At 66.5% G+C, this 15,718-nt stretch carries 13 protein-coding genes; 8 read left to right on the plus strand and 5 right to left on the minus strand.

Annotation, left to right across the window (positions count from 1 at the left end):
- Window positions 1-67: 67 nt before the first annotated feature.
- On the minus strand, window positions 68-4,042 hold the full coding sequence (locus tag AC1DQ3_RS11020) for a DUF3683 domain-containing protein (RefSeq protein ID WP_477120219.1): 3,975 nt from the start codon (window positions 4,040-4,042) through the stop codon (window positions 68-70).
- Between the two features lie 157 nt (window positions 4,043-4,199).
- The gene (locus tag AC1DQ3_RS11025; protein ID WP_477120273.1) at window positions 4,200-4,778 is read right to left on the minus strand and encodes a YqaA family protein; all 579 of its coding nucleotides are present in this window, start codon (window positions 4,776-4,778) and stop codon (window positions 4,200-4,202) included.
- A gap of 326 nt (window positions 4,779-5,104) precedes the next feature.
- Between AC1DQ3_RS11025 and AC1DQ3_RS11030 the strand changes: the two genes are divergently transcribed.
- The 8 genes from AC1DQ3_RS11030 (at window position 5,105) to AC1DQ3_RS11065 (ending at window position 13,270) form a co-directional block, all read left to right on the plus strand.
- Window positions 5,105-5,587 carry a (2Fe-2S)-binding protein gene (locus tag AC1DQ3_RS11030; RefSeq protein WP_477120220.1) on the plus strand — a complete coding sequence of 161 codons (483 nt, stop codon included), beginning with the start codon at window positions 5,105-5,107 and terminating at the stop codon, window positions 5,585-5,587.
- Window positions 5,588-5,598: 11 nt separating this feature from the next.
- A complete protein-coding gene (locus tag AC1DQ3_RS11035; protein WP_477120221.1) occupies window positions 5,599-7,980 on the plus strand; it encodes a xanthine dehydrogenase family protein molybdopterin-binding subunit in 2,382 nt (793 codons plus the stop codon).
- Between the two features lie 15 nt (window positions 7,981-7,995).
- On the plus strand, window positions 7,996-8,796 hold the full coding sequence (locus tag AC1DQ3_RS11040; protein ID WP_477120222.1) for an FAD binding domain-containing protein: 801 nt from the start codon (window positions 7,996-7,998) through the stop codon (window positions 8,794-8,796).
- A gap of 91 nt (window positions 8,797-8,887) precedes the next feature.
- A complete protein-coding gene (locus AC1DQ3_RS11045; RefSeq protein WP_477120223.1) occupies window positions 8,888-9,784 on the plus strand; it encodes an AAA family ATPase in 897 nt (298 codons plus the stop codon).
- 3 nt (window positions 9,785-9,787) lie between these two features.
- Entirely contained in the window at window positions 9,788-11,083 is a 1,296-nt protein-coding gene (locus tag AC1DQ3_RS11050; RefSeq protein WP_477120224.1) for a vWA domain-containing protein, read from the plus strand.
- On the plus strand, window positions 11,074-11,655 hold the full coding sequence (locus AC1DQ3_RS11055) for a CoxG family protein (protein ID WP_477120225.1): 582 nt from the start codon (window positions 11,074-11,076) through the stop codon (window positions 11,653-11,655). Before AC1DQ3_RS11050 ends, AC1DQ3_RS11055 begins: the two co-directional genes overlap by 10 nt.
- Entirely contained in the window at window positions 11,628-12,656 is a 1,029-nt protein-coding gene (locus AC1DQ3_RS11060; RefSeq protein WP_477120226.1) for an XdhC family protein, read from the plus strand. The genes AC1DQ3_RS11055 and AC1DQ3_RS11060 overlap by 28 nt, the downstream gene beginning before the upstream one ends.
- Window positions 12,653-13,270, plus strand: a complete 618-nt coding sequence (locus AC1DQ3_RS11065) for a nucleotidyltransferase family protein (protein WP_477120227.1) — start codon at window positions 12,653-12,655, stop codon at window positions 13,268-13,270. The genes AC1DQ3_RS11060 and AC1DQ3_RS11065 overlap by 4 nt, the downstream gene beginning before the upstream one ends.
- Window positions 13,271-13,589: 319 nt before the next feature.
- Here AC1DQ3_RS11065 and AC1DQ3_RS11070 read toward each other — a convergent pair whose 3' ends face one another.
- The 3 genes from AC1DQ3_RS11070 to otsA form a co-directional block, all read right to left on the minus strand.
- A complete protein-coding gene (locus AC1DQ3_RS11070; protein ID WP_477120228.1) occupies window positions 13,590-13,910 on the minus strand; it encodes a type II toxin-antitoxin system PemK/MazF family toxin in 321 nt (106 codons plus the stop codon).
- Window positions 13,904-14,152 (minus strand): AbrB/MazE/SpoVT family DNA-binding domain-containing protein, encoded by a 249-nt coding sequence (locus tag AC1DQ3_RS11075; RefSeq protein ID WP_477120229.1) that lies wholly within the window; start codon window positions 14,150-14,152, stop codon window positions 13,904-13,906. Before AC1DQ3_RS11075 ends, AC1DQ3_RS11070 begins: the two co-directional genes overlap by 7 nt.
- Window positions 14,153-14,284: 132 nt before the next feature.
- Complete coding sequence (otsA, locus tag AC1DQ3_RS11080) at window positions 14,285-15,676, minus strand: alpha,alpha-trehalose-phosphate synthase (UDP-forming) (protein WP_477120230.1); 1,392 nt, start codon at window positions 15,674-15,676, stop codon at window positions 14,285-14,287.
- Window positions 15,677-15,718 lie beyond the last annotated feature (42 nt).

The following is a 15,718-nucleotide window of genomic DNA, read 5'->3' on the forward strand; positions in this document are numbered from 1 at the left end:
GCGAACGCTCCCGGGATGCCGAAGGCGTCGGCCCACTGCCCGGGGTTGGCTCCCCTCGCCCCCAACATCACACCAGCACCCGCTCGATGCCGCCCGAATTGGCTTTGGCCACGTAGTCCGGCATCCAGTTCTCGCCCAGCAGGTGCCTGGCCATTTCCACCACGATGTAGTCCGCCGTGACCGTGGCGTCTTCCTTGTAGCGCGACAAACCCTGCAGGCAGGACGGGCAGCTGGTCAGGATCTTGACGTCGCCCACGAAACCGTCGGTGCGCAGCTTGTCCGCGCCCTTGGTCATCTCCTCTTCCTTGCGGAAGCGGATCTGGGTGGAGACGTCCGGACGCGACACCGCCAGGGTGCCGGACTCGCCGCAGCAGCGCTCGTTTTTCTCGATCCTGCTGCCGCCCTCGTTGCCGCCCATCAGCTCGTTGACGAGCCTGGTCGGGTCCATGGTCTTGATCGGGGTGTGGCAGGGGTCGTGGTACATGTAGCGCGTACCGGTCACGCCCTCCAGCCTGACGCCCTTCTCCAGCAGGTATTCATGGATGTCGATGATGCGGCAGCCCGGGAAGATCTTGTCGAATTCATACCCGGCAAGCTGGTCGTAGCAGGTGCCGCAGCTCACTACCACGGTCTTGATATCGAGGTAGTTCAGCGTGTTGGCGACCCGGTGGAACAGCACCCGGTTGTCGGTGACCATCTTCTCGGCCTTGTCGTACTGGCCATTGCCGCGCTGCGGGTAGCCGCAGCACAGGTAGCCAGGCGGCAGCACGGTCTGCACGCCCACATGCCACAGCATGGCTTGCGTGGCGAGGCCGACCTGCGAGAACAGCCGCTCCGAGCCGCAGCCCGGGAAGTAGAACACCGCCTCGGTCTCGGCCGAGGTCCGCTTCGGGTCGCGGATGATCGGCACGATCTCGTTGTCTTCGATATCGAGCAGCGCGCGCGCGGTCTTCTTGGGCAGGTTGCCCGGCATCTTCTTGTTGATGAAGTGGATCACCTGCTCTTGCACCGGCGCCCGGCCCACCGTGGCGGGGGGATGCGCGGTCTGCTTCCGGGCGAACTTCTTGAGCACGTCGTTGCCCAGGCGCTGCACCTTGTAGCCCCAGTCGATCATGACCTTGCGGGTCATGTTGATGGTCTGCGGGTTGGTGGCGTTGAGGAAGAACATCGACGCGGCGGTGCCGGGATTGAATTTCTTCTGCCCCATCTTGCGCAGCAGGTTGCGCATATTCATCGACACGTCGCCGAAGTCGATCTTGACCGGGCACGGCGTCACGCACTTGTGGCAGACCGTGCAGTGGTCGGCCACGTCGGAGAACTCGTCCCAGTGCTTGATGGAGATGCCGCGGCGGGTCTGTTCCTCGTACAGGAATGCCTCGATCAGCAGCGAGGTCGCCAGGATCTTGTTGCGCGGGCTGTACAACAGGTTGGCGCGCGGCACGTGGGTGGCGCACACCGGCTTGCACTTGCCGCAGCGCAGGCAGTCCTTGACGCTGTCGGCAATGGCGCCGATATCGCTCTGCTGCATGATGATGGACTCATGCCCCATCAGCCCGAACGACGGCGTATAGGCATTGCGCAGGTCGGCGCCGGGCAACAGCTTGCCCTTGTTGAAGCGGCCCTGCGGGTCCACGCGCTGCTTGTACTCGCGGAACTCGCCGATCTCGTCCTCGGTCAGGAACTCCAGCTTGGTGATGCCGATGCCGTGCTCGCCGGAAATCACGCCGTCGAGCGAACGCGCCAGCGCCATGATGCGGGCCACCGCGCGGTGGGCGTCCTGCAGCATGTCGTAGTCGTCGGAGTTGACCGGGATATTGGTGTGCACGTTGCCGTCGCCGGCGTGCATGTGCAGCGCCACGAAAACGCGGCCGCGCAGCACCTGCTTGTGGATTTTCTGCGCTTCTTCGAGGATGGGCTTGAACTCGCCGCCATTGAAGATATTGCGCAGTTCGGCGCGCACTTCGCTCTTCCACGACACGCGGATGGTGCGGTCCTGCAGCAGGTGGAACACGGTGGCGTCCGGCTGCAGTTCGAGGCGGGCCTCGAAGGCCTGGCCGAGCAGGCCCAGCCCGTGACCGATCAGCGCGGCGCGGGCGATGGCCAGCGGCGTGTCGAGATGGTTCTGCAGGTAGGTCCAGCGCGAGCGGATCTCGCGCAGCAGCTGCAGCGCGTGCTGCACGCGGTCTTCCAGCAGTTCGGCGCTGGGAATCTCGTTGGCGTCGTCGCTGCGGCCCAGCGGCAGGTTGCCGCGCGCGAAGAAGGCTTCCAGCGCATCGGTCAACTGGAGCTTGTTCTTGATCGACAGCTCGATATTGATGCGTTCGATGCCGTCGGTGTACTCGCCCATGCGCGGCAGCGGGATCACCACGTCTTCATTGATCTTGAAGGCGTTGGTGTGCCTGGCGATTGCGGCGGTGCGGGAGCGGTCCAGCCAGAACTTCTTGCGCGCCTCGGGGCTGACCGCGATAAAGCCTTCGCCGCTCTTGCCGTTGGCCATGCGGATGACTTCCGAGGTGGCGCGGGCTACCGCGTCCTGGTCATCGCCGACGATGTCGCCGATCAGCACCATCTTGGGGAAGGCATTGCGCTTGCTCTTGGTGGCGTAGTCCACCGCGCGCAGGTAGCGTTCGTCCAGGTGCTCCAGGCCCGCCAGGACGGCGCCGCCAGGGGTGCGCGTTTCGGCGTCGAGGTAATCCTTGATCTCGACGATGCTCGGAATGGCGTCGCGCGCCTGGCCGAAGAACTCCAGGCAGACCGTGCGCACATGCGCCGGCATGCGGTGCAGGATCCAGCGCGCGCTGGTGATGATGCCGTCGCAGCCTTCCTTCTGGATGCCGGGCAGGCCCGCCAGGAACTTGTCGGTGACGTCCTTGCCCAGGCCTTCCTTGCGGAACTTGCGCCCTTCGATGGCGAGGGTTTCCGTGCGCAGCGGCTTTTCGCCGGGCGCGCGGTCGCCGTCCGACCACTTCAGCTCGAAGGTGGCGACCGGCACGTCGTGGATCTTGCCCAGGTTGTGGTCCAGGCGCGTGACTTCCAGCCAGTTGCCTTCCGGGTCCACCATGCGCCACCAGGCCAGGTTGTCCAGCGCGGTGCCCCACAGCACGGCCTTCTTGCCGCCGGCGTTCATGGCCACGTTGCCGCCGATGCAGGAGGCATCGATCGAGGTCGGGTCGACCGCGAACACCAGCCCTGCCTTGTCGGCGGCATCCGCCACGCGGCGCGTCACCACGCCGGCCCCGGAGAAGATGGTCGCGACCTTGTGCGAGACGCCAGGCAGGTCGGTCTGCTCGACCGGCCCGAGCTGTTCGAGCTTCTCCGTATTGATCACGGCGCTCATCGGCGTCAGCGGCACGGCGCCGCCGGTATAACCGGTGCCGCCTCCGCGCGGGATGATGGTCAGGCCCAGCTCGAAACAGCCCTTGACCATGCCGGCGATCTCTTCCTCGGTGTCCGGGGTCAGGACCACGAAGGGGTATTCCACGCGCCAGTCGGTCGCGTCGGTCACATGCGAGACGCGCGACAGGCCGTCGAACTTGATGTTGTCCTTCTGCGTGATCCGGCCCAGCACGCGCTGGGTGCGCTTGCGCAGGTCGTAGGCGTCGGCGAACTCCTGCTTGAAGTCCTCGATCGCCTGCTTGGCGAAGCTGACCAGCTGTTCGACCCGGTGGGAGCGGTCCTCGGCGGCCGGCTCGGCGTGCTCGGCACGGTCGGCGGCACGGCGCTTTTCCACCTCGGACAGCCGGTGGTGCAGCGCGGTCACCAGCATCTGGCGGCGCTTGGGATTCTCCAGCAGGTCGTCCTGCAGGTAGGGATTGCGGCGCACCACCCAGATATCGCCCAGCACTTCGTACAGCATGCGGGCCGACCGGCCGGTGCGGCGTTCTCCTCGCAACTCGTGCAGGATGCGCCAGGCTTCCTCGCCTAGCAGCCGGATGACAATCTCGCGATCCGAGAATGACGTGTAGTTATAAGGGATCTCACGCAGGCGCGGGGGCGCATCCTGCGAGGCGAGTTTGGCATCGAGCACGAGTGGGGCGTTCATGGGGAGGGACCGCTTCCTGTAGCGCACGGGGACGGTGCGCCGGATCGTCTTTAAAGGGCAATTGTACTTCAATGCCTGCTTTCGCCGCACTGCAACATAGCAGAACCTTGCTTGGGCAAGGGTTGCTTCACACGGTGCGCGGTGCCCGCAGCCGGTACTAGAACAGGCTTTTGAGGCCGGTGGCGATGCCGTGCCAGAAACTGTTGGGGATCCATAGCAGGGCGAAAGTCATGGCAAGGTAGCGTAGAAACTTGCCTATCGCCATATATATCAGGCTATGCCAGAAAGGGAGCCGGAGCCAGCCCGCCAAAGTGCACAAAGGATCTCCAATGCCAGGTAACCATGATGCAAGCAGGGTCGGCGGCCCCAGCCGGCGCATCCAGCGGAAATAGCGCGCGTCCAGCGCCGGCTTGCGCGGCTTGCGGGGATGCTTCCGATGTTCGGCGTGCTCTTCCTCGTGCTGGCGCTGCTGGCGCCGCTTGCGGTAGCGTACCAGCGCCAGCTTGGCCGCGTAGCCCAACCACCAGTCGATGGCGCCGCCCGCCGTATTGCCGACGGTGGCCACGATGATGGCGGGCCAGAACATATGCGGATTGAGCTTGATATAGCCGAACACCGCGGGCTCCGAGCCCAGGGGCAGCAAGGTGGCGGACACCAGGCTGACCACGAAGATGGCCGGCAGCCCTACCTTGGGCAGGGCGGCGGTTTCGAACAGCCAGTTGATGATGCCTTCCATATAGAGAGAATCGGTGCCGGTGCAGATTGGCGGTCGGGGGCGAACCATTCTAGCAGCGCCCCTGGCGGCGCCGGGTGCCGGAGGGGCAACCCGCATGGCACGTACCGGCGATTTGTGATTAACTGATAGAGCCTGCTGCGCCCAAAGGTTCGCGGCCCGGCCGTCTTGGCCTTACCGGTCTCACCCGCAGCACCGTAGTACCGCAGTGCCAACATCACGAAATAGCCGTCACACCAACAAACGGCAGTAAAGCGTCGTGGCCAGTCCCGCGCATTTTCGGGATTCATGGATTGGTCATGCACGTGTCCACCCACATGGAGACAAGCATGGCGATTTCTGTCCGCCTGACCGTCAACGGCCGCGCCGTCGACGCCCAGGTAGAACCCAACACCCTTCTGGTCCAGTTCCTGCGCGAACAGCTGCGCCTGACCGGCACCCATGTAGGCTGCGACACCGCCCAGTGCGGCGCCTGCACCGTCCATATGGATGGCCGTGCGGTCAAGTCGTGCAATGTGCTGGCACTGCAGGCGGATGGTGCGAGGATCACCACCATCGAAGGGCTGGCCCCCGAAGGCCAGCTCCATCCCATGCAGGAAGCTTTTCGCAATTGCCATGGCCTGCAATGCGGCTTCTGCACACCTGGCATGGTCATGAGCGCCACCGCGCTGGTCCAGGCCCAGCCCAACGCCGACGCCACCGCCATCCGCGAACAGCTCGAGGGCAACCTGTGCCGCTGTACCGGTTACCACAACATCGTGCGCGCCGTGCAGGAAGGCCAGGCCGCGATGCATGGCGTCAGCGCCGAATAAGGGGGACCGCCATGAACGCACCTGAAAACCAGCACCTGATCGGCGCCCCCGTCAAGCGCAAGGAAGACTATCGCTTCCTCACCGGCATCGGCCAGTACACCGACGATGTCGTGCTGCCGCAGCAAAGCTACGGCTTTTTCCTGCGCTCGCCGCACGCGCATGCGCGCATCGCTTCGATCGACAAGACCGAGGCACTGGCCTCGCCCGGCGTGATCGCCATCTTCACCGGCGACGACATCGCCGCCGACAAGGTCGGCGGCCTGCCCTGCGGCTGGCTGATCCACAGCATCGACGGCAGCCCGATGAAGGAGCCGCCGCACCCGGTGCTGGCGCAGGGCAAGGCCCGCCACGTGGGCGACCAGGTCGCGCTGGTGGTGGCCGAGACGTTGCAGCAGGCCAAGGACGCCGCCGAGAAGATCGACGTGGAGTACGAGGAACTGCCCGCCGTGGTGAACACCGCGCGGGCCGCCTCCGCCAGCACGCTGGTACACGACGAAGTGCCGGAGAACACCAGCTACGTCTGGGGCCACGGCGACCGCGCCGCCACCGATGCCGCCTTTGCCAAGGCGGCGCACGTGACCACGCTGGATATCATCAACAACCGCCTGATCCCCAACGCGATCGAGCCGCGCGCCGTCAATGCCAGCTATACCCGGCAGGACGACAGCTACACGGTCTACGTATCGAACCAGAACCCGCACGTGGAACGCCTGCTGATGGGCGCCTTCGTACTGGGCCTGCCCGAGTCGCGGCTGCGCATCATCGCGCCGGACGTGGGCGGCGGCTTCGGCTCCAAGATCTTCCTGTACGCGGAAGACGTGGCGCTCACCTGGGCTTCGAAGAAGGTCAAGCGCCCGATCAAGTGGACCGCCGAACGCTCGGAATCCTTCCTGACCGATGCGCACGGGCGCGACCACGTCACCAGGGCCGAGCTGGCGCTCGACGCCGACGGCAAGTTCCTGGCGATGCGGGTGCACACCACCGCCAATATGGGCGCCTACCTGTCGACCTTCGCGTCCAGCGTGCCCACCATCCTGTATGCCACGCTGCTGGCCGGGCAGTACACCACGCCGGCCATCTACGCCGAGGTGCGCGCCGTGTTCACCAACACCTCGCCGGTGGATGCCTACCGCGGCGCGGGCCGCCCGGAAGCCACCTATGTGGTGGAAAGGCTGGTGGAAACCGCGGCGCACGAGCTGAAGATGGACCCGGCCGAACTGCGCCGCAAGAACTTCATCCACGACTTCCCCTACGCCACCCCGGTCGGCCTGACCTACGACACCGGCGACTACGAGCCGTGCCTGGCGCGCGCGCAGGAACTCGCCGACGTCAAGGGCTTCCCCGCGCGGCGCGACGAAGCGAAGCAGCGCGGCAAGCTGCGCGGCCTGGGCTACTCCTGCTATATCGAGGCGTGCGGGCTGGCGCCGTCGAATATCGCAGGCGCGCTCGGCGCGCGCGCGGGCCTGTTCGAGGTTGGCGAAGTCCGCGTGCATCCCACCGGCACCGTGACCGTCTTCACCGGCTCGCACAGCCACGGCCAGGGGCATGAGACCACCTTCGCGCAGATCGTGGCCGAGCGCCTGGGCATCGCCCTGGACGCGGTGGAAATCGTGCATGGCGATACCGGCCGCGTGCCGTTCGGCATGGGCACCTATGGTTCGCGTTCGCTCTCCGTGGGCGGCTCGGCCATCATGAAGGCGCTCGACAAGATCGAAGCCAAGGCAAAAAAGATCGCGGCCCACCTGCTGGAGGCCTCGGACGCCGACATCGAGTTCAGGAACGGCGTGTTCAGCGTGGCCGGCACCGACCGCAGCAAGACTTTCGGCGAGGTGGCGCTGACCGCCTACGTGCCGCACAACTATCCACTCGACAAGCTCGAACCTGGCCTGAACGAAAACGCCTTCTACGACCCGACCAACTTCACCTACCCGTCCGGCGCCTATATCTGCGAGGTGGAGGTCGATCCCGACACAGGCGAAAGCAAGGTGATCAAGTTCACCGCGGTGGACGATTTCGGCAACATCATCAACCCGATGATCGTCGAGGGCCAGGTGCACGGCGGCATTGGCCAGGGCCTCGGCCAGGCCATGCTGGAGCAGTGCGTCTACGACGACGAGAGCGGCCAGTTGCTGACCGGCTCCTATATGGACTACGCCATGCCGCGCGCGGGCGACCTGCCCGACTTCACCGTGGAGACCGCCAAGGGCACGCCCTGCACGCACAACCCGCTGGGCGTGAAGGGCTGCGGCGAAGCCGGCGCGATCGGCTCGCCGCCGGCCTTCATCAACGCGCTGGTGGATGCGCTCTCGCCGCTGGGCGTGCGCGACCTCCAGATGCCCGCCACGCCGCATCGCGTGTGGCAGGCGATCCGCCAGGCGCAGACCCCCAACTGATATCGGAGGCACACCATGTACGCATTCAATTACGAACGCGCCGCCGATGCCGGGTCGGCGGTGGCCAGGCTCAAGGCGGACAGCGACGCCAAGTTCCTCGGCGGCGGCCAGAGCCTGCTGGCCGCGATGAAACTGCGGCTGGCCGCGCCGTCCGCGCTGGTCGATGTAGCGCGCATTCCCGGCATGGCGGATATCCGTGTCGAGAACGACGAACTGGTGATCGGCGCCGCGGCCCGCCACGCCGACGTGGCGTCGAATGCCGACGTCCTCAAGCGCATTCCCGCGCTGGCCGCGCTGGCAGACGGCATCGGCGACCGGCAGGTGCGCGCGATGGGCACGCTGGGCGGCTCGCTCGCCAACGACGATCCGGCCGCTTGTTACCCGGCGGCGGTGCTCGGCCTTAACGCCACGGTGGTGACGGACCGCCGCAATATCGCCGCCGACAGCTTCTTCAAGAGCCTCTATGAAACGGCGCTGGAGCCCGACGAGCTGATCACCGCGGTGCGCTTCCCCACGCCGGATAAAGCCGCCTACATCAAGTTTCGCAACCCGGCGTCGCGCTTTGCGCTGGTGGGCGTGATGGTGGCGCAATTCGGCAAGGTCGTGCGGGTGGCGGTCACCGGTGCTGCCGACAGCGTATTCCGCTGCGCACCTCTGGAGCAGGCGCTGGCGGCGAGCTTCACACCGGCGGCAGCGCGCGCCGTGGTGGTGGATGCAGGCAGACTGAACACCGACCTGCATGCCTCGGCCGAGTACCGCGCGCACCTGATCCCGGTGCTGGCGGCCCGCGCGGTGGAACAGGCGCTGAAGGGATAGGCGCGCCAGCCGGGGGAGAGGGCGGGCGCCGGCAACGGCGACGGCTCTCTCCCCCCCAAGTTCTTTCGCACAGGATCGTCCGCCGACCTTCATGCTTCCCCAGTCCATCGACCAAACCGCCACCCTGCTGGAGGCGCAGCAGTATTTCGCCGACCGCGAGACCGCCACCGTGCTCTACCTGGCGCTGCGCATGCAACGGCCTCTCTTTCTCGAAGGCGAGCCCGGCGTGGGCAAGACCGCGCTCGCGCGGGCCGTGGCCGACGCGCTCGGCACGCGCCTGCTGCGCCTGCAATGCTACGAAGGGCTCGACGCCTCCAGCGCGCTTTACGAGTGGGACTACCCGCGCCAGATCATGGCGCTGCGCCTGGCCGAAGCGCGCGGCGAGCGGCCCGACACGCAATCGCTGTACCACGACGACTTCCTGCTCAAGCGGCCCTTGCTCGAAGCGCTGCTGCCCGACCCCGCCGCGCCGGGCATTCCGCGCGTGCTGCTGATCGACGAGATCGACCGCGCCGACGAGCCCTTCGAGGCCTTCCTGCTGGAGGTGCTGTCCGAATTCCAGGTGTCGATTCCCGAGATCGGCGTGGTGCGGGCCGAGCAACCCCCGCTCATCATCGTCACCTCCAACCGCACCCGCGAAGTGCATGACGCGCTCAAGCGCCGCTGCCTGTACCAGTGGATGGGCTATCCGCAACGCGAGCGCGAACTGCAGATCGTGGCCGCGCGCGCCTCGGAAGCCGCTGCCGCGCTGCAGCACCAGGCCATCGACTTCATCCACCGGCTGCGCGGCATCGACCTGTTCAAATCGCCCGGCATTGCCGAGGCCATCGACTGGTGCCGCGCGCTGGCCGCGCTCGGCTTCACCGAACTCGATCCGCAATCGGTGCGCGACACGCTCGGCGTGCTGCTCAAGTACCAGGACGACCTTGCCCGCGTGGACGGTCCCACCGTGGCGGAGTTGCTGGCCAGCCGGGCACCGGGAGGCTGAGACATGCCGAAGCGGCATCCGGACGGCCCCCTCGCCGCCGCGCAGCCCGCCGGCACGCTGCCCATGCTCGCGCGCAACGTCACGCACTTCGTGCGCCTGCTGCGCGCTGCCGGCTTCGCGCTCTCCCCCGCCCAGGCCGTGGACGCGCTGCTGGCGCTGCAGTACGTGGATATCGGCAGGCGCGACGAGGTGCGCGCGGCGATGGCCGCCCTGATGGTGAGCGGGCCCGACCAGCGCCCGCTGTTCGACGCCGCCTTCGACCTGTTCTGGCGCGACCCCGACTGGGAAGGCAAGCTGCGCGCCCTGCTGCTGCCGCGCGTCGACGCCGGCGCCCCGCCGCCCCCGCGCAGCAACCGCCTGGCCGATGCGCTCGCCGCCCAGCGGCCGCCAGCGTCCGGCAAGCGCGGCGAAGACCATGTCGAGCGCTTTACCGCCCCGCTGACCTTCTCGGCGCAGGAGCGCCTGGCCCAGCGCGATTTTGAAACGCTGGGCGCGGAGGAATGGCGTGCGCTGCAGCATATGATCCGTGCCCGGCACGCGCGCCTGGCCACCGAGCGTACCCGCCGCCTGCGCGCCGCGGCCAGCGGGCCCCGCGCCGACCTGCGCGCCAGCGCCCGGCTGGCGGTGCGCCAGCAAGGCGAATGGCTGCGCTGGAAATTCCGCCGCCACGCCGAACGGCGCCCGCCGCTGGTGCTGCTGCTCGACATCTCCGGCTCGATGAGCCAGTACTCGCGCGCGGTGCTGTACTTCTGCCATGCGCTGATGCAATCGCGCGAGCGGCTGTCCGTGTTCCTGTTCGGCACCCGGCTGACCAATATCACCCGCTCGCTGCGCGAGCGCGATCCCGACGAGGCGGTCTGCGCCATCACGGAGCAGGTGCGCGACTGGGCCGGCGGCACCCGCATCGGCGCCGCGCTGGCCACCTTCAACCGGCAGTGGGCCCGCCGCACGCTGTCCGGCCGCGCCACCGTACTGCTGGTCACCGACGGGCTCGACCACGAAGACATCGATCTGCTCGGCACCGAAATGGCTCGCCTGCGCCGCTTCGCGCATCGCATCGTCTGGCTCAACCCGCTGTTGCGCTATGCCGGCTTCGTGCCGCAGGCACGTGGCGTACAAGCCATCCTGCCGCATGTGGATGCGCTGCGCTCGGCGCACAACCTGGACAGCCTGTTCGCGCTCGAAGCGCTGCTGGGCGCGCGCGAACCGCTGGCCATGCCCATCTTCCCTGCGGCATCCGTGCCCAGAGACATCAAGAACATGAAGCACACCCAGGAGACTCCCGCACCATGGAAATGACACAGACACGGCAACTGCCGGTAGCGCAGCAAACCGCCTGGGAAGCCCTGAACGACACAGGGCTGCTCAAGCAATGCATCCCGGGATGTGAGAGCATCGAACCTGACGGCGACAACGCCTACCTGGTGGCGCTGACCGCCGCGGTGGGCCCGGTCAAGGCGCGCTTCAAGGGGCGCATGGCCTTGAAGGACATCCAGGCGCCCGGCAGCTACACCATCCAGTTCGACGGACAAGGGGGTGTCGCCGGCTTTGGCAAGGGCACCGCGCAGGTCACGCTGGCCCCCGACGGCGAGCAGACGGTGCTGACCTATACGGTCAACGCCCAGGTCGGCGGCAAGCTCGCGCAGATCGGCTCACGCCTGGTCGACGCCGCCGCCCGCAAGATGGCCGATACCTTCTTCGACCGCTTGACGGCGGCGCTGGGCGGACCCGGCGAACAAGGTGACGAAGCGGGCACCGGCGAGGATGTCGCCAAGGACGGAGCGGCGGCCGGCGATGGCAGTACGCCCGATGAACAAACTGTGGAAACAAAGCGGAAACGATCATGGACAGCGTGGATCTCGAAGTCCTGAAAAGCAGTGTGCGCTGGCTGGCCGAAGGCCACCGCACGCTGCTGGTGACGGTAGTCAGAACCTGGGGCTCCTCGCCCCGGCCCGAAGGCGCCATGCTGGTCGTGCGCGACGACGGCCTGGTAGTGGGCTCGGTCTCGGGCGGCTGCATCGAGGACGACATCATCGACCGGGTGCGGCGCGAAGGCATTGCCAGCGGACACCCCGAAGCCGTCAAGTACGGCATCAGCGCCGAGGAAGCGCACCGCTTCGGCCTGCCCTGCGGCGGCACCATCGAACTGGTGACCGAACCCCTCGGCGCGCAGAGCCACCTGGACGAACTGCTGGAGGCCGTGGAGAACGGCAGGCTGGTGACGCGCACGCTCGACATGGCAACCGGCCGCGCCACGCTCGGCCCGGCGCAAGCCACCGATGGGCTGGCCTTCGACGGCAGCACCCTGCTCACCATCCACGGGCCGCGCTACCGCATGCTCGTGATCGGCGCCGGGCAATTGTCGAAATACCTGTGCCAGATCGCCGTCGGCCTGGGCTTCCAGGTGACCGTGTGCGATCCCCGCGAAGAATACACCGAGACCTGGGACATTCCCGGTGTCACCATGGTGCGCACCATGCCGGACGACACCGTGACCGACATGAAGCTCGACGAACGCAGCGCGGTGATCGCCGTCACGCACGATCCCAAGCTCGACGACCTGGCCCTGATGGAAGCGCTGCGCACGCGCGCCTTCTACGTCGGCGCGCTCGGCTCGCGCCGCAACAACCAGGCACGGCGCGAACGGCTCAAGGAATTCGATCTCAACGACTTGCAGCTGGCGCGTCTGCATGGCCCGGTGGGCATCTATATCGGCAGCCGCACGCCGCCGGAGATCGCGATCTCGATCCTGGCCGAAGTCGTGGCCGCCAAGAACCATGTCTCGCTGCCCGACATCCTGCAAGTGGAAGGCGCCAAGGCCGCCCGCGAAATGGCGGCCAGTGAAGGCAGCACGTGTAGCCCCGCACCGTGACCGACGCGCTGACCGGCCCCATCAACGGCCCCATCGACGCCGCGGTGCCGCCCACCGGCATCCTGCTGGCAGCGGGCTACGGACGCCGCTTCGATGCGGCCGGCCAGCGCAACAAGCTGCTCGCCACGCTGCCCGACGGGCAGACGGTAGCTGGCCGCAGCGCGCGAACCCTTGCCGGCGTACTGCCCGGCGCGCTCGCCGTGATCCGGCCGGGCAATGCCGCGCTGGCAGCGGAATTGCGGCTGGCAGGATGCCGGGTGCTGGAAACCGCCGCCGCGCAAGCCGGCATGGGCGCCGCGCTGGCTGCCGCGGTGGCCGCCACGCCGGACGCCAGCGGCTGGGTGGTGGCACTGGCCGATATGCCCTGGCTGCCAGCCGAACTGGTCCGCGCGGTGGCGTTGACGATCACCACGCGCGACGCCATCGCCGCGCCGTGGCGGGACGGGCAACGCGGGCATCCGGTCGGATTTGGCTCCGCCTGGCGCGAAGCGCTACTCAAGCTCGATGGGGATGAAGGCGCACGTGAATTGCTGAAGACGCAGCCGGTGATGCGGATTCTTACCGACGATGAAGGCGCGTTCAGGGATGTCGATACGCCGGGGGATCTGGCGTAGCGCGTTTTTCGCACCTGCGATTGCGAGCCGATCCGGCAATCGAACCAAGGGTTGTTCAAACCTCGCAGGTTGTAGCCGTGTTTTCCGCCCGTGGGGCGGCAAACACCGCCCCGCGATGCTTGGCGCCTGCCACGATTTCACGCAGCAGCATCCGCGCAATGGTTTCTGCGGACGATCCTCCAACCTGGGTTGATCCCGAACCATATGGAGATTCGACGGTGACCACCTTCGAACTGACCGAGTACTTTCCTTCGTGAACGGTCCCGTCCACGTCGACCGAGACATTAAATATCGCCAGTTGTGTTTTTATTTTCTTTTCCTATTCCGCGAAGACCTCCTGCAACGTGTGCATTGCGCTCAACAGGGTCTTATCGGCAACCACGCCGGCTTTCTTGACCAGCCGTACCTTGTCTACCGCGCGAATCTGGTCCAGCAAAATTAGCCCGCTTTTTTTCATGAAGGTGATCGGCACCCGGAACGGCGCGGGCCGGCCCTTAGTCGTCATCGGCGCGACGATGACCGTTCGCAGATGGTCGTGCATTTCGGGCGGAGAGACGACCACGCACGGCCGTGTCTTCTGAATCTCACTGCCCTTCGTCGGGTCCAAGGCTACCAACCAGATTTCACCGCGCGCTACCACACCAGTTCCGCGTCGTCAGCGTTGGGAAACTCGCCCATCACCAGCGCATCATCGCTGGCGGCCGCAACCGCTTGGCTGGCCTCGGCCCAGCCTTCGCGAGCCTTCTTTTGCGGCTTGCGAATCACCAAAGTGTCGTCCTCGACAACCATGTCCACTTCATCCTCAAAACCGAGCTGGGCAAGGATCGGCTTGGGGATCAGCACCCCTTGCGAATTGCCCATCCTGCGAATCGTCGCTTTCATAACTTCACCGTAAGCACAATGTTATACCATAGCGCGGCGTATGGTAATACAATGTTATTACATCTGCGGGGCCATGTCGCCCCCTTTGTGGTCACCAAAAGCACGTAAGCAGTTGCCGTCAACCCCCACCCCCTACCCCCCCTCCGTCTCCGCCAGCGTCCTCAAATACTCCTCCCGCCACCAATGCACATCCTGCGCCCGGATGCGCTCCAGCAACTTCTGATGCCGCGACTGCCGCTCGGCCAGCGGCATATGCAACGCCTGCTGGATCGCCTGCGCAGTCGCATGGACATCATAGGGATTGACGAGCAAAGCCTCCCGAAGCTGCTCGGCGGCGCCGGCAAACCGCGATAACACCAGCACCCCCGGATCATCCGGATCCTGCGCAGCCACAAACTCCTTGGCCACCAGGTTCATCCCATCCCGCAACGGCGTAACCAGCGCCACGCGGCAGGCGCGGTACAGCCCGGGCAACCGGCGCCGCGCGGTAGTGCGGTGGATATACCGCACCGGCATCCAGTCCAGTTCCCCATACTCCCCATTGATCGCGCCCGACAACCCTTCCAGCTCGCGCCGCAGATCCGCATAGGCATCCACCGTCTCCCGCGACGGCGCGGCAATCTGGATCAGCGTGGCGCTGCGCCGGTTCTCCGGATACTGTGCCATCAGCTCCCGCACCGCCTTGAGCCGCTGCGGCAGCCCCTTTGAATAATCGAGACGATCCACACCCAGCAGCAGCCTGCGGCTTGCATACTGGCCCCGCATCATCTCGTAGGTCTCGCGCGATTCCTCGCACTTTCCCAACTCGGCGAATTCGTCGACGTCGATGCCGATCGGGAACGCCTGCGCGCGCACGGTGCGGTGGAAGGCACGGAAGCGGTACTCGCCCATCGGCTCGGCCTGCGCCTCCCTTTGTACATAGCGCGAGAAGTGCTCGAGATCGAGCTGGCTCTGGAAGCCGACGAGGTCATAGGCAAACAACGCCCGCATCAGCCATTCGTGTTGCGGGATCGCTGCCAGGATCAGCGGCGGAGGCAACGGGATATGCAGGAAGAACCCCATGCGCTGCCCGCAACCCATGGCGCGCAGTTCCGAGGCGAGTGGGATCAGGTGGTAATCGTGGATCCAGATGACGTCGTCCGGGCGCAGCAGCGGCGCCAGCTTGCGCGCGAACAGCTGGTTCACGCGGCGATAGATGTTGAGATAGCCGGAGTCGAAATCCGCCAGGTCGATGCGGTAGTGGAACACCGGCCACAACACGCCGTTGCTGTAGCCCAGGTAGTAGGCGTCGTGGTCCTCGCTGCACAGGTCGACCGTGGCCAGCGTGACATTGCCGGCCTGCAGGATGTGCAGCTCGCCCTCGCCGGGCGTGCCGCCGTGGGCGGCGTCAACGACCTTGCCGCTCCAGCCGAACCAGACTCCGCCGGTCACCTTGAGCGCCTCGCCCAACGCCACCGCGAGACCGCCCGCGGCAACATTGCGCGGATCGGCGACGCGGTTGGATACCACCACTAGTCTGCCCATATTTTCCTTTGCTGGAACCTTGCCCTGCGCGCCCGATCCGAG

It is taken from the genome of Cupriavidus sp. 01T418, assembly GCF_056398885.1.